The following is a 21,480-nucleotide window of genomic DNA, read 5'->3' on the forward strand; positions in this document are numbered from 1 at the left end:
CCCCCGCGACGCTGACCCACGACGATCGAGGCACACGCATATGAACTGGGACGACTCCACCGACACCCCCGCCCCCGAGCGGCTCGTCGGTGCGTCCGCCGACGGGGAGGACCAGGCCGTCGAGGCCGCCCTGCGCCCCAAGGACCTCGGCGAGTTCATCGGCCAGGAGAAGGTCCGCGAACAGCTCGACCTCGTCCTGCGGGCCGCACGCGCGCGGGGCGCCACCGCCGACCATGTGCTGCTCTCCGGCGCGCCCGGCCTGGGCAAGACCACCCTGTCGATGATCATCGCGGCCGAGATGGGCGCCCCCATCCGCATCACCTCCGGCCCCGCCATCCAGCACGCCGGCGACCTCGCCGCGATCCTCTCCTCCCTCCAGGAGGGCGAGGTCCTCTTCCTCGACGAGATCCACCGCATGTCCCGGCCCGCCGAGGAGATGCTGTACATGGCGATGGAGGACTTCCGCGTCGACGTCATCGTCGGAAAGGGCCCCGGCGCCACCGCCATCCCGCTGGAGCTGCCGCCGTTCACCCTGGTCGGCGCGACCACGCGCGCGGGCCTGCTGCCACCCCCGCTGCGCGACCGCTTCGGCTTCACCGCGCACATGGAGTTCTACGAACCACGCGAACTGGAACGCGTCGTGCACCGCTCGGCACACCTGCTGGACGTCGAGATCGAGCCGGACGGCGCCGCCGAGATCGCCGGCCGCTCCCGTGGCACACCCCGTATCGCCAACCGCCTGCTGCGCCGCGTCCGCGACTACGCGCAGGTCAAGGCCGACGGCCGCATCACCCGCGACATCGCGGCGGCCGCCCTCGCGGTCTACGAGGTCGACGCGCGCGGTCTCGACCGTCTCGACCGCGCCGTCCTCGAAGCCCTGCTGAAACTGTTCGGCGGAGGCCCGGTCGGCCTGTCCACGCTCGCCGTCGCGGTGGGGGAGGAGCGCGAGACCGTCGAGGAGGTCGCCGAGCCCTTCCTCGTCCGCGAGGGCCTGCTCGCCCGTACCCCGCGCGGCCGAGTCGCCACGCCCGCCGCGTGGGCGCACCTCGATCTGACCCCGCCCCGCTCGGCGACCGGGGGAAACGGACAACAGGACCTGTTCGGTACCTGATGGGGCAGTGACGGCTCCGTTGACGGGGCAGTGACGGCTCCGTGATGTCTCCGTGACGGCGAAGGCATTGGCCCGAGCAGGAACCCAGGTGCCATGCTGAGCGTTGTTCCATGCGCGCGGACTCGCTTAGACTCCGCCGATGCCGCCTTTGCGGGCGGTGCCGACCAGCCCCCATCGATCAGGCCGCTCACCCGCGCGGTCGCGCGAAGGAAATTCCGTCCCGTGAATGCCTATACCCTTCTCCCGTTCATCGTGCTCATCGCGGCCATGTTCCTGATGACACGCTCGGCCAAGAAGAAGCAGCAGCAGGCCGCGACCATGCGGAACGAGATGCAGCCCGGCTCCGGTGTCCGCACGATCGGGGGGATGTACGCGACGGTCAAGGAGGTGGGCGAGGACACGGTCCTCCTCGACGCCGGTCCGGGCGTCGAGCTCCTCTTCGCCAAGAACGCGATCGGCGCCGTCCTCACCGACGACGAGTACAACCGCATCGTCCACGGCATCGAGCACGACCTGAAGGCCGACACCGACATCGTCCCGGACGACGCCTCCTCCCTCACCGAGACCGACGAGTCCGACTCGCCCGCTGCCGCCGCCTCCGACGACAAGGCCGTCGACCTCGGTAAGAAGGACGTCGGCGAGGACGGCGCCGACACCGCCGAGGCGACCGAGGCCAAGGCGGAGGACGAGCCGAAGAAGACCGACGGCGACTCCGACGCGAAGTAGTCACGCCCCGGTGGTGCGCCGCGCGGCATAATCCGCCCCGCGCACCACCGGGCGCCTGTTTCCCGTACGGAACAGCCCGACACCATGTCATGGCCGACCGCGCCGACCGGGCGCGGAGCGGCCCGAGAGGGAGTACGAGAAGGTGGCAGCACCTAAGAGGGGCCGGAGTGCGAGCGCCCAGAGCAAGCCAGGGCGCTCGCTGGCCCTGATCCTGATCGCCATCGTGGCGCTGACCGGAGGCATGTTCCTCTCCGGGCACACCACTCCGCGTCTCGGCATCGACCTCGCCGGTGGTACGAGCATCACGCTCAAGGCGAAGGCCGACCAGGGGTCCGCGATCAACAAGGCCAACATGGACACCGCGGTCGACATCATGAACCGCCGTGTCAACGGCCTCGGCGTCTCCGAGGCGGAGGTGCAGACCCAGGGGAACGACAACATCATCGTCAACATCCCCAAGGGCACCAACTCCAAGGAAGCCCAGCAACAGGTCGGCACCACCGCCAAGCTGTACTTCCGCCCGGTCCTGGCCAGCGAGCCCAGCGTCCCCGCCTCCCAGAGCCCGTCGCCGAGCGCCTCCTCCAGCGGCGGCTCCTCGCCGAAGCCGAGCGCGAGCCCCTCCGGCGGTGCCTCCTCCAAGGAGAAGGCGACCTCGTCCTCGACCGCGTCCCCCAAGGCCTCGCCGACCTCCCAGGGCCGCGCCGTCACCGACGCGCTGAAGGCCGGCTCCACCCCCTCGCCGAGCGGCTCCGCCTCCGGCAGCCCCACGCCGAAGGCCACTCCGTCGGCCTCCTCGGGCGCTGCCGCGGCCGCCGCCAAGCTCCAGGCCCAGTACGCCGCCCTGGACTGCACCAAGCCCGCCGCGCGGGCCAAGGTCGGCGGCGCCGCCAAGCCCGGCGAGCCCACGGTGGGCTGCGGCCAGACCAAGAACGTCTGGTACAAGTACGTGCTGGGCCCGGCCGCCGTGGACGGCACCGAGGTGAAGAAGGCGCAGGCCGTCTTCGACACCCAGGGCGCCGCCGGCTGGCAGGTCCAGATGACCTTCACCAACAGCGGTGCCAAGAAGTTCGCGGACATCACCGGCGCCCTCTCCCAGAAGCAGGAGCCGCAGAACGAGTTCGGCATCGTCCTCGACGGCGAGGTCGTCTCCAGCCCGTTCGTGAAGCAGGCCATCACCGGCGGCCAGGCGGAGATCTCCGGCAGCTTCACCCAGCAGGAGGCCCAGGGCCTCGCCAACATGCTGTCGTACGGCGCGCTGCCGCTGTCCTTCCAGGAGCAGTCCGTCACCACCGTCACCGCCGCGCTCGGCGGTGAGCAGCTGCACGCCGGTCTCCTCGCCGGTGCGATCGGCCTCGCGCTGGTCGTCCTCTATCTGGTGGTCTACTACCGCGGTCTCTCGCTCGTCGCCATGGCCTCGCTGCTGGTCTCCGCGATCCTCACCTACGTGATCATGTCGCTGCTCGGCCCGGCCATCCACTTCGCGCTGAACCTGCCGGCCGTCTGCGGTGCCATCGTCGCCATCGGTATCACCGCCGACTCGTTCATCGTGTACTTCGAACGCATCCGGGACGAGATCCGCGAGGGCCGCTCGCTGCGCCCCGCCGTCGAGCGTGCCTGGCCGCGGGCCCGGCGCACCATCCTGGTCTCCGACTTCGTGTCGTTCCTCGCCGCCGCCGTCCTGTTCATCGTGACGGTCGGCAAGGTCCAGGGCTTCGCGTTCACGCTCGGTCTGACCACCCTGCTCGACGTCGTCGTCGTCTTCTTCTTCACCAAGCCGCTGATGACACTCCTCGCCCGCCGAAAGTTCTTCGCGGACGGCCACAAGTGGTCCGGCCTGGACCCGAAGGGCTTGGGCGCCAAGCCGCCCCTGCGCCGCACCCGCCGTTCCGCCGGCCCGGTGGCCGGCCCTGTCGACCCGAAGGAGGCCTGAGCGATGTCGAAACTCGGCAACCTCGGCGCTCGACTGCACCGCGGCGAGATCTCGTACGACTTCGTCGGCAAGCGCAAGATCTGGTACGGCGTCTCCATCCTGATCACCATCACGGCCATCGTCGGCCTGGCGGTGCGCGGCCTGAACATGGGCATCGAGTTCAAGGGCGGCGCGGTCTTCACCACGCCGACCAGCATGAGCACCTCGGTGGCCCAGGCGGAGAACTACGCCAAGGACGCCTCCGGCCATGAGGCGATCGTGCAGAAGCTCGGCAACGGCAGCCTGCGCATCCAGATCGCCGGCATCGACACCGGCCAGTCCGACAAGATCAAGCAGGAGCTGGCCAAGGACCTGAACCTCAACCCCGAGAAACTCGCCGCCGACCTGGTCGGCCCGAGCTGGGGTGAGCAGATCGCCAACAAGGCCTGGCAGGGCCTCGGCATCTTCATGGTGCTCGTCGTGATCTACCTGGCCATCGCCTTCGAGTGGCGCATGGCCGTCGCGGCCCTGGTCGCGCTGATCCACGACATCACCATCACGACCGGTATCTACGCCCTCGTCGGCTTCGAGGTCACGCCCGGTACGGTCATCGGTCTGCTGACGATCCTCGGTTACTCGCTCTACGACACGGTCGTGGTCTTCGACAGCCTCAAGGAGCAGACGAAGGACATCACCAAGCAGACGCGCCTCACCTACAGCGACATCGCCAACCAGTCGATCAACGGCACCCTGGTCCGCTCGATCAACACCACGGTCGTCGCCCTGCTGCCGGTCGCCGGCCTGCTGTTCATCGGCGGAGGCTTCCTCGGCGCCGGCACGCTGAACGACATCTCGCTGTCGCTGTTCGTCGGTCTCGCGGCCGGTGCCTACTCGTCGATCTTCATCGCCACACCGCTTGTCGCCGACCTCAAGGAGCAGGAGCCGGCCATGAAGGCCCTCACCAAGCGGGTCCTGGCCAAGCGTGCCCAGGCCGCCGCCGAGGAGGACCTCGCGGTCGACCGCGCCGGCGCGGCGGACGACGACCCGGAGGACGCCGCCCCCGCCGTCGTGGGCCCCCGCAACCAGCCCGCGTCCCGCAACCGGGGCCGTGGCCGACCCTCGGGGAAGCGCCGATGACCGAGCTCGCAGACACCACAGAGCTGCTGCTCAGCCGCATCCGCGACGTCGCCGACCACCCCGAGCCGGGTGTGATGTTCAAGGACATCACCCCGCTGCTGGCGGACCCGGCCGCGTTCACGGCGCTCACCGACGCGCTGGCCGGCATCGCCGCGAACACCGGGGCGACCAAGATCGTCGGCCTGGAGGCCCGGGGCTTCATCCTCGGCGCACCGGTCGCCGTCCGCGCGGGCCTCGGGTTCATCCCCGTCCGCAAGGCCGGCAAGCTGCCCGGAGCGACGCTGCGCCAGGCGTACGACCTGGAGTACGGATCGGCCGAGATCGAGGTGCACGCCGAGGACCTGACCGCCGGGGACCGCGTCCTGATCGTGGACGACGTCCTCGCCACGGGCGGTACGGCCGAGGCCGCGATCCAGCTGATCCAGCGCGCCGGCGCCCAGGTCGCGGGTCTCGCGGTCCTCATGGAGCTGGGCTTCCTCGCCGGCCGCGCCCGCCTGGCGCCGGCCCTCGACGGGGCCCCGCTGCAGGCGCTGCTCCAGATCTGAGCAGCTCCGCCCTCTACGCCGTACGGCCGTCCCGGTACCGCACCGGGGCGGCCGTACGCATGCGGGAGATACCGGCGAGCGCCACCGTGAGGACATCCCCCGCACGCCCTGGAAACACCCGGAATCCACCTCGTGGAATCCGGCGGGAGCCTCCCGTGTTCCACCAGTGAACAGTCCTCACTCCCGCCCGAAGGGGATGACCAGCCGCAGGATCGCTACCATGGGGTCTCCGGAGCCTGACCGGGGGACCCGGATCGCGCACGAGGAGCCCTCTTGCCAGACGAGGCCCAGCCACTGACCGCCGCCAAGCCCGAGCCCGCCTCGGCGCCCGCGGCCAAGCCCGCGCCGCACGCGTCCGACGCGAAGAACGACACCCGCGGGCCGATCGAGCACGCCCAGTCCGCGCCCGTCGAGAAGGCTGCCGAGGCCTCCCGTCCCAAGCCCTCGCCGGTGTCCGAGCGCCCGGTGCAGCCGCCCGTGGTGCGCCAGCCCGCCGGCCAGCCCGCCCGCAGCGGCTCCTCCAACCGCGTACGCGCCCGTCTGGCCCGGCTCGGCGTGCAGCGCGCGAACCCGTACAACCCGGTCCTGGAGCCCCTGCTGCGGATAGTCCGCAGCAACGACCCCAAGATCGAGAACTCGACGCTCCGCCAGATCGAGCGCGCCTACCAGGTCGCCGAGCGCTGGCACCGCGGCCAGAAGCGCAAGAGCGGCGACCCGTACATCACGCACCCGCTCGCCGTGACGACCATCCTCGCCGAGCTGGGCATGGACCCGGCCACGCTGATGGCGGGGCTGCTGCACGACACCGTCGAGGACACCGAGTACGGCCTTGAGGACCTGCGGCGCGACTTCGGCGACGTGGTCACCCTCCTCGTCGACGGCGTCACCAAGCTGGACAAGGTCAAGTTCGGCGAGGCCGCGCAGGCCGAGACCGTGCGCAAGATGGTCGTGGCCATGGCCAAGGACCCGCGCGTCCTGGTCATCAAGCTCGCCGACCGCCTGCACAACATGCGCACCATGCGCTACCTGAAGCGCGAGAAGCAGGAGAAGAAGGCGCGCGAGACCCTGGAGATCTACGCTCCGCTCGCCCACCGCCTCGGCATGAACACCATCAAGTGGGAACTGGAGGACCTCGCGTTCGCGATCCTCTACCCCAAGATGTACGACGAGATCGTACGGCTGGTGGCCGAGCGGGCACCGAAGCGTGACGAGTACCTGGCGATAGTGACCGACGAGGTCCAGGCCGACCTGCGCGCCGCCCGCATCAAGGCGACCGTCACCGGCCGCCCCAAGCACTACTACAGCGTCTACCAGAAGATGATCGTCCGCGGCCGTGACTTCGCGGAGATCTACGACCTCGTGGGCATCCGTGTCCTGGTCGACACGGTCCGCGACTGTTACGCCGCCCTCGGCACCGTGCACGCGCGATGGAACCCGGTCCCCGGCCGGTTCAAGGACTACATCGCGATGCCCAAGTTCAACATGTACCAGTCGCTGCACACGACGGTCATCGGGCCCAACGGCAAGCCGGTCGAACTGCAGATCCGCACCTTCGACATGCACCGCCGCGCCGAGTACGGCATCGCCGCGCACTGGAAGTACAAGCAGGAGGCCGTCGCCGGCGCCTCCAAGGTGCGTACGGACGTGCCCAAGGCGGGCAAGGGCAAGGACGACCACCTCAACGACATGGCGTGGCTGCGCCAGCTGCTGGACTGGCAGAAGGAGACCGAGGACCCCGGCGAGTTCCTGGAGTCCCTGCGCTTCGACCTGTCCCGCAACGAGGTCTTCGTCTTCACTCCCAAGGGCGACGTCATCGCGCTCCCCGCCGGGGCCACGCCCGTCGACTTCGCCTACGCCGTCCACACCGAGGTCGGCCACCGCACCATAGGGGCGCGGGTCAACGGCCGCCTCGTACCCCTCGAATCCACTCTGGACAACGGCGACCTGGTGGAGGTCTTCACCTCCAAGGCGGCCGGCGCCGGGCCGTCCCGCGACTGGCTGGGCTTCGTCAAGTCGCCCCGGGCGCGCAACAAGATCCGGGCCTGGTTCTCCAAGGAGCGCCGGGACGAGGCGATCGAGCAGGGCAAGGACGCGATCGTCCGGGCGATGCGCAAGCAGAACCTGCCGATCCAGCGCATCCTCACCGGCGACTCCCTCGTCACGCTGGCGCACGAGATGCGCTACTCGGACATCTCCGCGCTGTACGCGGCGATCGGCGAGGGCCATGTCTCCGCGCAGAACATCGTGCAGAAGCTCGTCCAGGCCCTCGGCGGCGAGGAGGCGGCCACCGAGGAGATCGACGAGGCGGTACCGCCCTCGCGCAGCCGCGGCCGCAAGCGCCGCTCCAGCGCGGACCCGGGTGTCGTCGTCAAGGGCGTCGACGACGTGTGGGTCAAGCTGGCCCGCTGCTGCACGCCCGTGCCCGGCGACCCGATCATCGGCTTCGTCACGCGCGGCAGTGGCGTATCGGTTCACCGCAGCGACTGCGTCAATGTCGACTCGCTGTCCCGCGAGCCCGAGCGCATCCTCGACGTCGAATGGGCGCCCACCCAGTCCTCGGTGTTCCTCGTCGCCATCCAGGTCGAGGCGCTGGACCGCTCCCGGCTGCTCTCGGACGTCACCCGCGTCCTGTCCGACCAGCACGTCAACATCCTCTCCGCGGCCGTCCAGACCTCCCGCGACCGGGTGGCCACCTCCCGGTTCACCTTCGAGATGGGCGACCCCAAGCACCTCGGCCACGTCCTGAAGGCCGTACGGGGCGTGGAGGGCGTGTACGACGTCTACCGCGTGACCTCGGGACGCAGCCGGTCGTAGGAAGGGTCCACGGACGGGGGAGCGGGATGGACGAGCAGGACCACGGCGGACCGGCCGCCGCGCGGACGGACCGTCCGGCGCACATCGTCGCCGGCCGCTACCGCCTCTTACGCCGGCTCGGCAGGGGCGGCATGGGCGTGGTGCACGAGGCCGAGGACGTCCAGCTGGGCCGCCGTGTCGCGGTGAAGATGCTGACGGCCGTCGAGGGAGTCAGCGAGGAGGATCTGGCCTGGGAACGCTTCCAGCGCGAGATCCGCGCGCTGGCCCAGATCGACCATCCCGGCGTCGTCACCCTGTACGACAGCGGAGTCCACGAGGGCGTCCCGTACCTCGTGATGCAGGTCCTCGACGGCAAGAGCCTGGCCGACCTGGTCGTGGCCTGCGGACCGCTGCCGAGCGCCGCCGCCTGCACGGTCGCGCTCGGCATCACCGACGCCCTGGAGGCGGTGCACGGCGCCGGCGTGGTGCACCGCGACGTCAAGCCGTCCAATGTGGGCGTCACCGGCGGCGGACGGGTCGTGCTGCAGGACTTCGGGCTGGCCCGGCTGGCCGGCGAGGCGGCGATCACCCGCACCGGCGCCCTCATCGGCACCCCGCAGTTCATGGCGCCCGAAGCGATGAGAGGCGGACCGCGCGAGGCCGCGGCGGACTGGTACGGCCTCGGCGCCTGTCTGTTCCTGATGCTGACCGGCGAGCTGCCCTTCGGCCCGACCGCGGACGTCGGCGCCATCATGGAGCGTGCCCTCGACGACGGCATCCGGCCGCTCACCGCGAGCGACGCCGTCCCCCAGCCGCTGGCCCACCTCGTGCGCGAACTGTGCAGCCAGGACCCGCAGTTGCGGCCGCGGAGCGCGGCGGCCGTACGGGAGACCCTCGTCCCGCTGATGTACGGCGGCACCCAGGACCTCGCCGACCTCGTGACCCGGCAGCTGCGCGCCGAGGCCGTGGACGTGGTCCGCAGCACCGAGGTCTCCGCCCGCGCCCTGCCCGGACTCCGGGACGAGCAGCCCGAGTACGTCTGGGACGCCGGGGACAGCTCGCTCGCGGCCGCGCCGGACCTCCTGCATCCCGCCACCCTCAGCGACACCACCCGGCTCATCGTCCTCGGCAGCATGACGCCGCAGGGCGCGCTGTCCCGTCAGCGCGAGGCCGTGTCCCTCGTACAGCGCGGCCAGGTGCGTGAGGCGGCGCAGATGCTCGCGGTCGTCGTCCAGGTCTGTCTGTCCAAGCTGGGCCCCGACCACCCCACCACCCTCACCAGCCAGTACTGGCAGGCCGTGTGCCGGGCCAGACTCGACGCCAGGGACGAGGCGCTGCAGATGCTCTCCCGGGTGAACAGACGTATCGGCGGACGAACAGAGCGAACGGACGCAAACGATGACTGACTTCGTCGTGGCCCTCCCGGCACCGGCCGGTGTCCCCGGGGCCGCGGCCGGGCATCCCGGCACCGAGGACGACCTGCGCTCCCTGCTGCGCTGGCTGCGCGACGACGAGTCGCTCGCCGTGCGCGGACAGGCCGGCAGCAGCGCGCCGCCCGCCCCGGGCGGGATGGGCGCCGGCTTCGACATCCTCCAACTTGCCCTCGGCGCCGGCCTGTCCGCCGGTTCGCTGGTGGTCTCGGTCCTCCAGTGGCAGGCGGCCCGGCGCCAGGCGCCGGCCGTCACCCTGCGCCGCGGCGAGGTGGAGGTCCTGCTGACCGCGCAGACCGCGCGGGACGAGGAGACCGTCAGACGCATCGTCGAGCTGCTCGACGGCACCTCGCCGCAGGGCGGCCTCCCGCATCCCCGGACCGAGGAGCCCGGAGGCGATGGCGTCACTGCCTGACCCGGCGCGCTCGCGGGCCGTCCTCGTCGGCACCGCCTCCTACCGCCATCTGCCTCAACTGCCCGCGGTCGAGGCCAATGTGGTGGACCTCGCGGCGGAGCTGTGCGACCCGGCCGTGTGGGGGCTGCCCGTCCAGCACTGCCGGGTCGTCGCCGATCCGCTCAGCCCGCAGACGATCCTGGACCCGGTGTACCAGGCCGGCGAGGAGGCCACGGACACCCTGCTGGTGTACTTCGCCGGGCACGGCATGCGGGACACCGACTCGGCCGACCTGTATCTGGCGCTGGGCGACTCCCGTGAGCACCTGGGCTACACCGCCGTCGCCTACCAGCATCTGCGCACCGCGCTGCGCTCGGCCCGCGCCCGGCGCAAGGTCGTCGTGCTCGACTGCTGCTTCAGCGGCCGGGCCGCACGGGCGCTGGCCGGCGGGGACGTGCTCGCCGCCGAGGCCGCGGTCGACGGCGCCTACGTCCTGACGGCCTCGCCCGGCGACCGGATAGCCCTCGCGCCCGACGGCGAGCGCAACACCGCGTTCACCGCCGAACTGCTGCGCGTCCTGCGCGAGGGCGTCGCGGAGGGACCCGAACTGATAGACCTGGACACGCTCTACCGGGTCCTCGAAGAACGCCTGCGCGCCAAGAGCCGGCCGCTGCCGCAGCGCTCCCAGGAGAACGGCGTGGGACGGCTGCCGCTGGCCCGCAACAAGGCGCGGGCCGGCCGTCACAGCCTCGCCGGACCGGTGCTGGCCGCCGAGGTGCGCGCCGCCGTCGTCGCCACCGGCCTCGCGCTGGCCCGGCTGCTGCGCTCCACCGGCAACACCCGTGATGCCCTGCCCGTGCTGCGCCTCGCGCTGCAGGAACAACAGTCGGCGGGGGCCCGGGGCGACCTGGTCGCCGTACAGCTGGAGCTGTCCGAGCTGCTCGCGGAGACCGGCCAGGTACGGGAGGCGATCGAGGTGCTGGAGCTGGCCTTCCAGCAGGTGCACAAGGGGTACGGCCCCGAAGCCGTGCTCGTCTGCCGGCGGCTGGCCGAGCTGCTGCAGGAGTCCGGCAACCACCTGCAGGCCTGCGAGGTGCTCAAGCACGCCCTGGACATCAGCGAGCAGGCGGGACCCGGCTGACACGACCCGGTGGCCGACGACCCGGTGGCCGAGACTCCCGGAAACGGCGAGGCGGCCCGGGGTGCGATACCACCGGGCCGCCTCGGCCGGGACAGCTCCAAGGCCGGCGGCCGTTCAGCCGCCGAACTCCTGCAGGCCCTTCAGAGCCTGGTCAAGGAGCGCCTGGCGGCCCGCCAGCTCGCGCTCCAGCTTGTCGGCCTTGGAGCTGTTGCCCTGGGCGCGGGCCTGGTCGATCTGCGCCCTCAGCTTGTCCACGGCGGTCTGCAGCTGACCGGTCAGACCCTCGGCACGCGCACGCGCCTCCGGGTTCGTCCGGCGCCACTCGGCCTCCTCGGCCTCCTGGATCGCCCGCTCCACGGCGTGCATCCGGCCCTCGACCTTCGGACGCGCGTCCCGCGGGACATGGCCGATGGCCTCCCAGCGCTCGTTGACCGAACGGAAGGCGGCGCGGGCCGTCTTGAGATCCGTGACCGGGAGGATCTTCTCGGCCTCCTCGGCCAGCTCCTCCTTCAGCTTCAGGTTCTCCGACTGCTCCGCGTCCCGCTCGGCGAACACCGAGCTGCGGGCGGCGAAGAACACGTCCTGGGCACCGCGGAAGCGGTTCCACAGGTCGTCCTCGTGCTCGCGCTGCGCGCGGCCCGCGGCCTTCCACTGGGTCATCAGCTCGCGGTAGCGGGCCGCGGTCGGCCCCCAGTCCGTCGAGCCCGACAGCGACTCGGCCTCGGCGACCAGCCCCTCCTTGATCCGGCGGGCATCCTCGCGCTGCGCGTCCAGCTGCGCGAAGTGCGCCTTACGCCGCTTGGAGAACGCCGACCGGGCGTGCGAGAAGCGGTGCCACAGATCGTCGTCCGACTTGCGGTCCAGGCGCGGCAGGCCCTTCCAGGTGTCCACCAGCGCCCGCAGCCGCTCACCGGCGGCCCGCCACTGGTCGGACTGGGCCAGCTGCTCGGCCTCGGCGACCAGGTCCTCCTTGGCCTTGCGGGCCTCGTCGGACTGCTTGGCCCGCTGCTGCTTGCGCTCCTCGCGGCGTGCCTCGACGGTCGCCACGAGCTTGTCCAGCCGCCCCCGGAGCGCGTCCAGGTCACCGACCGCGTGGTGCGCGTCGATCTGCTCGCGCAGATGGCCGATGGCGGTCTGGGCGTCCTTCGCCGACAGATCGGTGGTCTGTACTCGCTTCTCGAGGAGGCCGATCTCGACAACCAGGCCCTCGTACTTGCGCTCGAAGTAGGCAAGCGCCTCCTCAGGGGAGCCGGCCGCCCAGGATCCGACGACCTGCTCGCCATCGGCCGTACGCACGTACACGGTCCCCGTCTCGTCGACGCGGCCCCACGGGTCGCTGCTCACAGCGCCTCCTCCACATGATGCCCGCGGGGGGCTTCGGCGCCCCCGGGCATCGTCCACAGTTTCGTCACGGCCAACATAGGCGACCAGCGGGTTGCCTGTCCGCATCCAGCGCGACCGAAAATTCCGCAGCTGGCCGTCTTGAGTCTTACGACAGTGTCAGGACTTCGTCACCGTCGCCTTGTTGATCACCACGGTCGCGTTCGGAGCGGTGTTCTGCGTGGTCGGGTCCGGTGCCTGGGCACCCGCGGCGGCGATCTTCTGCAGCACCTTCATGCCCGCGTCCGAGACCGTGCCGAACGGGGTGTACTGGGGCGGCAGCGGGCTGGCCTTGTAGACCAGGAAGAACTGGCTGCCGCCGGTGTGCTTCTGGCCGGTGTTGGCCATCGCCACCGTGCCCGCCGGGTACGTGTTGCCCTTCAGGCTCTTGTCCTTCAGGTTCTCGTCCGGGAGCGTGTAGCCCGGACCGCCCATGCCGGTGCCCTGCGGGTCACCGCACTGCAGCACATAGATGCCGGTCGTGGTCAGCCGGTGGCACTTGGTGTGGTCGAAGAAGCCCTTGCCCGCCAGGAAGTCGAACGAGTTCACCGTGTGCGGGGCCGCCGCCGTCTTCAGGTCGACGCCGATGTCACCGCACGTCGTCGAGAGGTTCATCGTGTAGTTCGCCGACGTGTCGATCGCCAGCGCCGGCTCCTTCTTCCAGCTCAGCTTCTTCGCCACGCCTGCCGCGGGCTTCGCGCACGGGTCCGGGGCCTTGCTGGTCGGCGTGGCGCTGGGGGTGACGTCCGCGGCGGCGTTCTTCTTGTCGTCGTCGCCCTTCATCACGCCCGTCGTGTAGAGCGCGACGCTGCCGATCACGATCACGCCGAGTACCGACGCGATCACCGAGTTGCGCATGCGGGCCTTGCGGCGCGCCTGGGTGCGCCGCTGCTGCTGCCGCAAGAACTTCTCCCGGGCGAGCTGACGCCGCCGCTGCTCCTGGCTGACCACCGGGTTTTCTCCTCATGCGTGTCGTGTGCCGACCGGTACGCGTGCGGCTGCGTGGCTGTCGTGTGCCGACCGCTGCGTGTAGCCCCGTACCGTATATGGGTTCGCTGAGGAAACGGCAGCGCCGGTAGTCTCTGACTGCGGTTGAAGCCGCCAGTAGTCGACACAACGAAGGACGATCGTGCTCATTGCCGGGTTCCCCGCCGGGGCCTGGGGGACGAACTGTTATCTCGTCGCCCCCGCCGCCGGCGAGGAGTGCGTGATCATCGACCCCGGCCACCAGGCCGCCGAAGGCGTCGAGGAAGCGCTGAGGAAGCATCGGCTCAAGCCCGTCGCCGTCGTCCTCACCCACGGTCACATCGACCATGTGGCCTCGGTCGTCCCGGTCTGCGGCGCGCATGACATACCGGCCTGGATCCACCCCGAGGACCGCTACATGATGGACGACCCCGAGAAGGGGATCGGGCGGTCCATCGGCATGCCGCTGATGGGTGAGCTGACCGTGGGGGAGCCGGACGACGTCCGGGAGCTGAGCGACGGCACCACGCTGGACCTGGCGGGCCTCACGCTCTCCGTCGCGCACGCGCCGGGCCATACGAAGGGGTCGGTGACGTTCCGGATGCCCGAGACCGCCGACATCCCGTCGGTGTTCTTCTCCGGGGATCTGCTCTTCGCCGGCTCCATCGGACGCACCGACATGCCGGGCGGATCCATGGCGGACATGTTCGAGTCGCTGGCCCGTGTGTGCCTGCCGCTCGACGACTCCACCGTGGTCCTGTCCGGCCACGGCCCCCAGACGACCATCGGCCAGGAGCGCACCACCAACCCCTATCTGCGGCAGGTGGCGGCCGGCCAGGGAACCGCCCAGGCTCCCCGACGAGGAATGTGACGAGAGAGCTTTCCGTGAGTACCTTCCAGGCCCCCAAGGGCACGTACGACCTGATCCCGCCGGACTCCGCCGTGTACCTGGCGGTCCGCGAGGCGATCGCGGCCCCGCTGCGCAACTCCGGCTACGGCTACATCGAGACGCCCGGCTTCGAGAACGTCGAACTGTTCGCGCGCGGTGTCGGCGAGTCCACCGACATCGTGACCAAGGAGATGTACGCCTTCGAGACCAAGGGCGGCGACAGGCTGGCCCTGCGTCCGGAGGGCACGGCTTCCGTCCTGCGCGCGGCCCTGGAGGCCAACCTGCACAAGTCGGGCAACCTCCCGGTCAAGCTCTGGTACTCGGGCTCGTACTACCGCTACGAGCGCCCCCAGAAGGGCCGCTACCGGCACTTCTCGCAGGTGGGTGCCGAGGCGATCGGCGCCGAGGACCCGGCGCTGGACGCCGAGCTCATCATCCTGGCCGACCAGGCGTACCGCTCGCTGGGCCTCAGCGACTTCCGCATCCTGCTGAACAGCCTCGGCGACAAGGAGTGCCGGCCGGTGTACCGGGCCGCGCTGCAGGACTTCCTGCGCGGCCTGGACCTGGACGAGGACACCCTGCGCCGGTGCGAGCTCAACCCGCTGCGTGTCCTCGACGACAAGCGCGAGTCGGTCCAGAAGCAGCTCACGGGCGCGCCGCTGCTGCGCGACTACCTGTGCGACGCGTGCAAGGCGTACCACGAGGAGGTGCGCGACCTGATCACCGCTGCGGGCGTGGCTTTCGAGGACGACCCGAAGCTGGTCCGTGGCCTGGACTACTACACCCGCACCACCTTCGAGTTCGTGCACGACGGACTGGGCTCGCAGTCCGCGGTGGGCGGCGGCGGCCGCTACGACGGCCTGTCGGAGATGATCGGCGGCCCGGCGCTGCCGTCCGTCGGCTGGGCCCTGGGCGTCGACCGCACCGTCCTCGCGCTGGAGGCGGAGGGCGTGCGGCTGGACCTTCCGTCCAGCACGTCGGTCTACGCGGTACCGCTCGGCGAGGAGGCCCGCCGCGTGCTGTTCGCGAAGGTCACCGAGCTGCGCAAGACGGGCGTCGCGGCGGACTTCGCGTACGGCGGGAAGGGGCTGAAGGGGGCCATGAAGAGCGCCAACCGCTCGGGGGCCCGCTACGCGATCGTCGCCGGCGAGCGTGACCTCGCCGAGGGCGTCGTCCAGCTCAAGGACATGGAGTCCGGCGACCAGACGCCGATCGGGATCGACCAGATCGTCGCGGAACTGAAATCGCGGCTCGGCTAGGGTCTGTCTGGCAAAGGGCAGGGCGCCGGACCGGTCTGGTCCGGCGCCCTTCTCAGTGGTCGGGCAGCCCGTGCCGTTCCGGCTTCACGCGCGGCTGGTCCACCGGACGGGTCGCGACCCACGGGGCGAGTACGGTCTCGCCGCGCGCCGCCGGCCGCCGTCAACTCCGCGGGTGCCGATTCGTCCTGTCGGACGATTCCCGTACGGGACCTCCACGCGCGCGTGCCTCTCGCCGGGTCCGCGCCGAGTACCGACGCCTCGCCGGCGTCCAGCCACCCGTTGTCCTGGAGGATCTCCACCGCGCCTGCGTTCGCGTGTGCCGTCATGCCCTTGGGCATCGGCCGGAACCGAACGCTCCGGGGCCGCCGTGCGTACGTCCTTATGTCGTCCGAACGGTGGACGGACACGTGCGTGCGGCACAATGAGCCGTGCCCGAAGATGGTCCAACTCTCAAGTGACGGAATCGGCGAGATGAGCAAGACGACAGTCAACGACGTCTCCACTGACTCGGGTCCCGAGCGTGCAGCCGAGGGCCCGCGCACGGCGGGCGGCAGCCGTGCCTTCGCCCTGCTTCTGGTGATCACCGGCGCGGCCGGGCTGCTGGCCGCCTGGGTCATCACGCTCGACAAGAACAAGATCCTCGAAGCGAAGATCTCGGGGAAGACGTTCACACCGGGCTGCAGCGTCAACCCGATCGTGTCCTGCGGCAGCGTCATGGAGAGCAAGCAGGCGACGGCGTTCGGCTTCCCGAACCCCTGGCTCGGCCTGGTCTGCTACGGCATCGTCATCTGCGTCGGCATGAGCCTGCTGGGCCGTGCCCGCTTCCCGCGCTGGTACTGGCTGACCTTCAACTTCGGCACGCTCTTCGGTGTCGGCTTCGTCACCTGGCTGCAGTTCCAGTCCCTGTACCGGATCAACGCCCTGTGCCTGTGGTGCTCGCTGGCCTGGGTCGCCACGATCACCATGTTCTGGTACGTGACCTCGTTCAACATCCGCAACGGCTTCCTGCCCACGCCGGGCTGGCTGAAGCGGTTCCTCGGCGAGTTCACCTGGGTCCTGCCGGTCACCCACTGCGGTGTCATCGCCATGCTGATCCTGACCCGCTGGGGCAGCCAGCTCTGGGCCTAGGGCCCGTCCTTCCGAGCGGCCTCGCCCCCGGCCCCGCCCCCCGGGCCGGCCGCGTTGTCAGTGCGGTGATTTAGGGTTTTGGACGTGGAACCCGACCTGTTCACCGCCGCGGCAGAAGACCGCCAGGAGAAGGACCCGGCGGCCAGTCCCCTGGCGGTGCGGATGCGCCCGCGCACCCTCGACGAGGTCGTGGGCCAGCAGCATCTGCTGAAGCCCGGCGCCCCGCTGCGTCGGCTGGTCGGCGAGGGCTCCGGCGGCCCGGCCGGACCCTCCTCGGTGATCCTCTGGGGCCCGCCCGGCACCGGCAAGACCACGCTGGCGTACGTCGTCTCCAAGGCGACGAACAAGCGGTTCGTGGAGCTGTCCGCGATCACCGCGGGCGTCAAGGAGGTCCGCGCGGTCATCGACGGCGCCCGCCGCGCCACCGGCGGCTTCGGCAGGGAGACCGTCCTCTTCCTCGACGAGATCCACCGCTTCAGCAAGGCCCAGCAGGACTCCCTCCTCCCGGCCGTCGAGAACCGCTGGGTGACCCTGATCGCGGCCACCACGGAGAACCCGTACTTCTCCGTGATCTCGCCCCTGCTGTCCCGCTCGCTCCTGCTCACGCTCGAACCGCTCACCGACGACGACATCCGCGGACTGCTGCGCCGCGCCCTGAGCGACGAGCGTGGTCTGAAGGACGCCGTCGGCCTGCCCGAGGACACCGGGGAGCATCTGCTGCGCATCGCCGGCGGCGACGCCCGCCGGGCCCTGACCGCCCTGGAGGCCGCCGCAGGCGCCGCCCTCGACCAGGGCGAGAGCGAGATCAGCCTCCAGACGCTGGAGCAGACCGTCGACCGGGCCGCCGTGAAGTACGACCGCGACGGCGACCAGCACTACGACGTCGCCAGCGCCCTCATCAAGTCCATCCGCGGCTCCGACGTCGACGCCGCCCTGCACTACCTGGCCCGCATGATCGAGGCCGGTGAGGACCCCCGCTTCATCGCCCGCCGCCTGATGATCTCTGCCAGTGAGGACATCGGCCTGGCCGATCCGAACGCCCTGCCCATCGCGGTCGCCGCGGCCCAGGCCGTCGCCATGATCGGCTTCCCCGAGGCCGCCCTGACCCTCAGCCACGCCACCATCGCCCTCGCACTCGCCCCCAAGTCCAACGCGGCGACCACCGCGATCGGCGCCGCCATGGAAGACGTGCGGGGAGGCCTGGCCGGTCCGGTTCCGCCGCATCTGCGCGACGGGCACTACAAGGGCGCGGCCAAGCTCGGCCACGCCCAGGGATACGTGTATCCGCACGACCTTCCCGAGGGCATCGCCCAGCAGCAGTACGCCCCGGACGCCCTGAAGGACCGCGAGTACTACACCCCGACCCGGCACGGCACCGAGGCGCGGTACGCGGACGCGGTGGAGTGGACCAGGAAGCACCTCGGTCGCAGACGGTCCTGAGCGCCCTGTAGACTTCGCCGAAGTGCTGAGTCCCGCGCCGTCAGAGCGGGGCACCCAGCCGGAACCCCACGGCCGTAAGGACGCGAGGTTCCAGGAGCGTCGCGCACCGTCGAACGGTGTCGCGGGCAGCCCACCACCACCCGGAGCTCCGGGACGGCCGGTGGGCCACTCGCGTGCTGCACGTTGTGCCCAGACCAGGGGAGCGGCTGCCCGGCAGGTCCCATGCGGACCCGGCGGGTTTCCCCGGCTGCGGAGGCGACCTCCCTCAACTCTGACAAGCCGAAAACGACGAAAGAGATTAGAGACAGTGGCGAACCAGTCCCGCCCCAAGGTCAAGAAGTCGCGTGCCCTCGGCATCGCGCTGACCCCGAAGGCCGTCAAGTACTTCGAGGCCCGCCCCTACCCGCCGGGTGAGCACGGCCGCGGCCGCAAGCAGAACTCGGACTACAAGGTCCGTCTGCTGGAGAAGCAGCGTCTGCGCGCGCAGTACGACGTGTCCGAGCGTCAGCTCGTCCGCGCCTACGAGCGCGCCTCCAAGGTTCAGGGCAAGACCGGTGAGGCCCTGATCATCGAGCTCGAGCGCCGCCTCGACGCCCTGGTCCTGCGTTCGGGCATCGCCCGCACCATCTACCAGGCCCGTCAGATGGTCGTCCACGGCCACATCCAGGTCAACGGCCAGAAGGTCGACAAGCCGTCCTTCCGTGTCCGTCCGGACGACGTCGTGCAGGTCCGCGACCGCTCCAAGGAGAAGACGCTCTTCACGATCGCCCGCGAGGGTGGCTTCGCCCCCGAGGGTGAGACCCCGCGCTACCTGCAGGTGAACCTCAAGGCCCTGGCGTTCCGCCTGGACCGTGAGCCGAACCGCAAGGAGATCCCGGTGATCTGCGACGAGCAGCTCGTCGTCGAGTACTACGCTCGCTGATCCCAGCCCCGGCGCAGTAACCTCAGCCCGCCGTCTCCCCGCCCGGCCCTGCCGGGCGGTCGAGGCGGCGGGTTTGTGTTTCCGGCCGGGTCTGTGTGTGCGGCGTGTCAGCCTCGCGCGGAATCGGCGGCGCGCTCAGCGGCCTCGGCGTGGTCCGCGCCCGCGCCGCCCTGCGGCACCCCTCGCGGGGCCGGCAGCGCGTCCAGCGCTCGCCCCCCGGCACCACCCAGTGCCCGCGCGACGGTCTCGGCGCGGTCGAGCCGGCCCCCTTCTTGCACGCACTCCTCGTACCGCCCGTCCCCGAGGGCCTGCCGTGCCATCGCCTCGCACGCCTCGTGCGGGGCGTTGTAGTACGCCGAGCCGAACAGCGGGAGCCCCACCGCCGGCCAGATCCGGCCCGCCGCGCCCTGCAGCACCGCCGCCTCGGCCGGTTCGCCCCGGGCCGCCGTCACCAGCGCCAGCAGCTCCAGCACCAGCACCGAACCGAGCAGATCGTCGAAGGCGTGCGCGTTGCGCAGGCACTCCGCGAGCAGCTCACGCGCCGTGTCCTGCGCGCCCTCCTGCCAGGCCGCGTACGCCAGCACATACAGCGCGTAACTGCGAGCCCAGCGCTCCCCGTGGTCCTCGCACACCCGGCGCACGTCCTCGCACAACCGCACCGCGTCCGGCAGATCTCCCTGGAAAGCCCGCGCCATCGCCAGCTCGACCTGGCCCATCAGCACATTGCTGTTGAGTTCGCCGATCTCCTGATAGCGCTCCAGCGCCGACCGCAGCAGCGTTTCTGCACCGGCCATGTCATCGCTGACCAGGGCCAGACAACCGGTGCGGTGCTCGGCGTACGCCACCGCCGTCGCATCCGCGGCCCGCTCGGCCTGCTCCCGGCACTCCCGCAGCGCCGCCAGGGCCGGCACGGTGTCGCCCTGGAGGATCGCCACATAACCGAGCACCCACAGGGCCTTCAGCCGCGACTGCTCGTACTCCGAATCCAGTTCGACGCAGCGCACCAGCCAGCGCCGGCCCTCGGCGAGCCGGCCGCAGCCGACCCAGCAGAACCAGAGCGACCCCGCGAGGTACTGCCCGAGATGGGCCTCGTCCGGCTCCGTCGACGAGAACTCCAGCGCCGCCCGCAGATTGGGCAGCTCCACCTTGACCCGGGCGGCGACCTCGCCCTGCCGGGGCGAGAACCAGTCCAGCTCGCACCAGGTCGCAAGGCCCACGTACCAGTCCCGGTGCCGCCGGCGCAGCCGGCCCGCGTCCCCGATCCCCTCCAGCCAGTCGGCGCCGTAGGCCCGGACGGTGTCCAGCATCCGGTAGCGGGGGCCGGCCGGGGTCTCCTCGCGGGTCACGACCGACTGCGTCAGCAGCTCCGAGAGCACGTCCAGCACGTCCTCGGCGGGCAGCCCGTCCCCGCTGCACACATATTCGGCCGCCTCCAGCTCGAAGGTCTGCGCGAACACCGACAGCCGCGCCCACAGCAGCCGCTCGGCGGGCGTGCACAGTTCATGGCTCCAGCCGATCGCCGTGCGCAGCGTCTGATGACGGCAGGGGGGACCACCGGGGACCGGGCGCGGCGCGCTGTCCCGGCCGCCCGCGCGCAGCAGCCGGAACCGGTCGTCCAGCCGCTGCAGCAGCTGCGCCGGGGACAGCGCCCGCAGCCGCCCCGCCGCCAGCTCCAGCGCCAGCGGGATCCCCTCCAGCCGTCGGCACAGCTCGCGCACCTCGGGGCCGTCGGCCACCGTCAGCCCCTGCTCGCGGGCCCGGTCGGCGAACAGTTCCACCGCCTCGCCCTCGCAAAGCGGCGCCAACGGGAACACCCGCTCACCCGCCAGCCCCAGCGGACGCCGCCCCACCGCCAGCACCCGCAGCAGCGGCAGCCTGCGCAGCAGCTCCGCCGTCAGCTCGGCACAGGCCGCCACGAGATGCTCGAACCCGTCCAGCACCAACAGGGCCGGACGGCCGGCCAGATGCTCCAGGAGCGTCTCGCGGGGCAGCCGGGCGGTGTGGTCGGTCAGGCCCAGCGCCTCCGCCACCGCGTACTCCACGAACTGCGGATCGCGCACCGGCGTCAGCTCCACCCGGCCCCAGGCGTCCGCCCACCCGACGGCGGCCCGCGCGGCCAGCCGGGACTTGCCGACACCACCGACCCCGGTCACGGTCACCAGCCGCGCCCGGCCGAGCGCGGCCGTCAGCCCGGCGAGTTCGGCCGAGCGCCCGACGAACGTGGTCAGTTCCAGGGGAGGATCACCGTCGGTGAACGGATCAGGGCGCTGAGGACCTCGCATGGGACACGGAGCGTACTGAAGTGTGTTC

The 21,480-nt window shown here is 71.0% G+C and carries 17 protein-coding genes; 14 read left to right on the top strand and 3 right to left on the bottom strand.

The window, feature by feature from the left end; genetic code table 11:
- The first annotated feature begins 40 nt into the window (after positions 1 to 40).
- The 9 genes from ruvB (at position 41) to IE277_RS12350 (ending at position 11,186) form a co-directional block, all read left to right on the top strand.
- Entirely contained in the window at positions 41 to 1,111 is a 1,071-nt protein-coding gene (gene ruvB, locus IE277_RS12310; protein WP_189951515.1) for a Holliday junction branch migration DNA helicase RuvB, read from the top strand.
- Positions 1,112 to 1,333: 222 nt separating this feature from the next.
- A complete protein-coding gene (gene yajC, locus IE277_RS12315; RefSeq protein ID WP_189951517.1) occupies positions 1,334 to 1,837 on the top strand; it encodes a preprotein translocase subunit YajC in 504 nt (167 codons plus the stop codon).
- Between the two features lie 142 nt (positions 1,838 to 1,979).
- Positions 1,980 to 3,767: a protein translocase subunit SecD gene (secD, locus tag IE277_RS12320; protein WP_189951520.1), complete on the top strand. Its 1,788-nt coding sequence runs from the start codon at positions 1,980 to 1,982 to the stop codon at positions 3,765 to 3,767.
- A gap of 3 nt (positions 3,768 to 3,770) precedes the next feature.
- On the top strand, positions 3,771 to 4,883 hold the full coding sequence (gene secF, locus IE277_RS12325) for a protein translocase subunit SecF (RefSeq protein ID WP_189951521.1): 1,113 nt from the start codon (positions 3,771 to 3,773) through the stop codon (positions 4,881 to 4,883).
- Complete coding sequence (locus tag IE277_RS12330) at positions 4,880 to 5,428, top strand: adenine phosphoribosyltransferase (RefSeq protein WP_189951523.1); 549 nt, start codon at positions 4,880 to 4,882, stop codon at positions 5,426 to 5,428. Before secF ends, IE277_RS12330 begins: the two co-directional genes overlap by 4 nt.
- Before the next feature lie 273 nt (positions 5,429 to 5,701).
- Entirely contained in the window at positions 5,702 to 8,242 is a 2,541-nt protein-coding gene (gene relA, locus IE277_RS12335) for a GTP pyrophosphokinase (RefSeq protein WP_189951525.1), read from the top strand.
- A gap of 26 nt (positions 8,243 to 8,268) precedes the next feature.
- Entirely contained in the window at positions 8,269 to 9,627 is a 1,359-nt protein-coding gene (locus tag IE277_RS12340; RefSeq protein ID WP_189951527.1) for a serine/threonine-protein kinase, read from the top strand.
- On the top strand, positions 9,620 to 10,066 hold the full coding sequence (locus IE277_RS12345; RefSeq protein WP_189951529.1) for an effector-associated constant component EACC1: 447 nt from the start codon (positions 9,620 to 9,622) through the stop codon (positions 10,064 to 10,066). Before IE277_RS12340 ends, IE277_RS12345 begins: the two co-directional genes overlap by 8 nt.
- Entirely contained in the window at positions 10,050 to 11,186 is a 1,137-nt protein-coding gene (locus IE277_RS12350; RefSeq protein WP_189951530.1) for a caspase family protein, read from the top strand. The genes IE277_RS12345 and IE277_RS12350 overlap by 17 nt, the downstream gene beginning before the upstream one ends.
- Positions 11,187 to 11,300: 114 nt before the next feature.
- Here IE277_RS12350 and IE277_RS12355 read toward each other — a convergent pair whose 3' ends face one another.
- Positions 11,301 to 12,530 (bottom strand): DUF349 domain-containing protein, encoded by a 1,230-nt coding sequence (locus IE277_RS12355; protein ID WP_189951532.1) that lies wholly within the window; start codon positions 12,528 to 12,530, stop codon positions 11,301 to 11,303.
- Between the two features lie 156 nt (positions 12,531 to 12,686).
- Complete coding sequence (locus IE277_RS12360) at positions 12,687 to 13,517, bottom strand: peptidylprolyl isomerase (RefSeq protein WP_189951534.1); 831 nt, start codon at positions 13,515 to 13,517, stop codon at positions 12,687 to 12,689.
- A gap of 178 nt (positions 13,518 to 13,695) precedes the next feature.
- Here IE277_RS12360 and IE277_RS12365 point away from each other — a divergent pair, with 178 nt between their 5' ends.
- The 5 genes from IE277_RS12365 (at position 13,696) to rpsD (ending at position 19,170) form a co-directional block, all read left to right on the top strand.
- A complete protein-coding gene (locus IE277_RS12365) occupies positions 13,696 to 14,403 on the top strand; it encodes an MBL fold metallo-hydrolase (protein ID WP_189951535.1) in 708 nt (235 codons plus the stop codon).
- A gap of 14 nt (positions 14,404 to 14,417) precedes the next feature.
- Complete coding sequence (gene hisS, locus IE277_RS12370) at positions 14,418 to 15,680, top strand: histidine--tRNA ligase (RefSeq protein ID WP_189951537.1); 1,263 nt, start codon at positions 14,418 to 14,420, stop codon at positions 15,678 to 15,680.
- Between the two features lie 471 nt (positions 15,681 to 16,151).
- Entirely contained in the window at positions 16,152 to 16,808 is a 657-nt protein-coding gene (locus tag IE277_RS12375; protein WP_189951539.1) for a vitamin K epoxide reductase family protein, read from the top strand.
- Between the two features lie 84 nt (positions 16,809 to 16,892).
- Complete coding sequence (locus tag IE277_RS12380; RefSeq protein ID WP_189951541.1) at positions 16,893 to 18,248, top strand: replication-associated recombination protein A; 1,356 nt, start codon at positions 16,893 to 16,895, stop codon at positions 18,246 to 18,248.
- Positions 18,249 to 18,555: 307 nt separating this feature from the next.
- The gene (gene rpsD, locus IE277_RS12385) at positions 18,556 to 19,170 is read left to right on the top strand and encodes a 30S ribosomal protein S4 (RefSeq protein ID WP_018570215.1); all 615 of its coding nucleotides are present in this window, start codon (positions 18,556 to 18,558) and stop codon (positions 19,168 to 19,170) included.
- Between the two features lie 107 nt (positions 19,171 to 19,277).
- Here the strand turns inward: rpsD and IE277_RS12390 are convergent, their stop codons facing one another.
- Positions 19,278 to 21,452, bottom strand: a complete 2,175-nt coding sequence (locus IE277_RS12390; protein WP_189951542.1) for an ATP-binding protein — start codon at positions 21,450 to 21,452, stop codon at positions 19,278 to 19,280.
- Positions 21,453 to 21,480: the final 28 nt, after the last annotated feature.

It is taken from the genome of Streptomyces alanosinicus, from assembly GCF_014650595.1.
GTDB lineage: Bacteria > Actinomycetota > Actinomycetes > Streptomycetales > Streptomycetaceae > Streptomyces > Streptomyces alanosinicus.

Excerpts from the sequence above, each read along its gene's own strand:
- secF (WP_189951521.1), top strand. The coding sequence starts at position 3,771 with ATGTCGAAACTCGGCAACCTCGGCGCTCGACTGCACCGCGGCGAGATC.
- IE277_RS12340 (WP_189951527.1), top strand. The coding sequence starts at position 8,269 with ATGGACGAGCAGGACCACGGCGGACCGGCCGCCGCGCGGACGGACCGT.
- IE277_RS12330 (WP_189951523.1), top strand. The coding sequence starts at position 4,880 with ATGACCGAGCTCGCAGACACCACAGAGCTGCTGCTCAGCCGCATCCGC.
- IE277_RS12350 (WP_189951530.1), top strand. The coding sequence starts at position 10,050 with ATGGCGTCACTGCCTGACCCGGCGCGCTCGCGGGCCGTCCTCGTCGGC.
- ruvB (WP_189951515.1), top strand. The coding sequence starts at position 41 with ATGAACTGGGACGACTCCACCGACACCCCCGCCCCCGAGCGGCTCGTC.
- IE277_RS12390 (WP_189951542.1), bottom strand. The coding sequence starts at position 21,452 with ATGCGAGGTCCTCAGCGCCCTGATCCGTTCACCGACGGTGATCCTCCC.
- IE277_RS12375 (WP_189951539.1), top strand. The coding sequence starts at position 16,152 with ATGAGCAAGACGACAGTCAACGACGTCTCCACTGACTCGGGTCCCGAG.
- IE277_RS12345 (WP_189951529.1), top strand. The coding sequence starts at position 9,620 with ATGACTGACTTCGTCGTGGCCCTCCCGGCACCGGCCGGTGTCCCCGGG.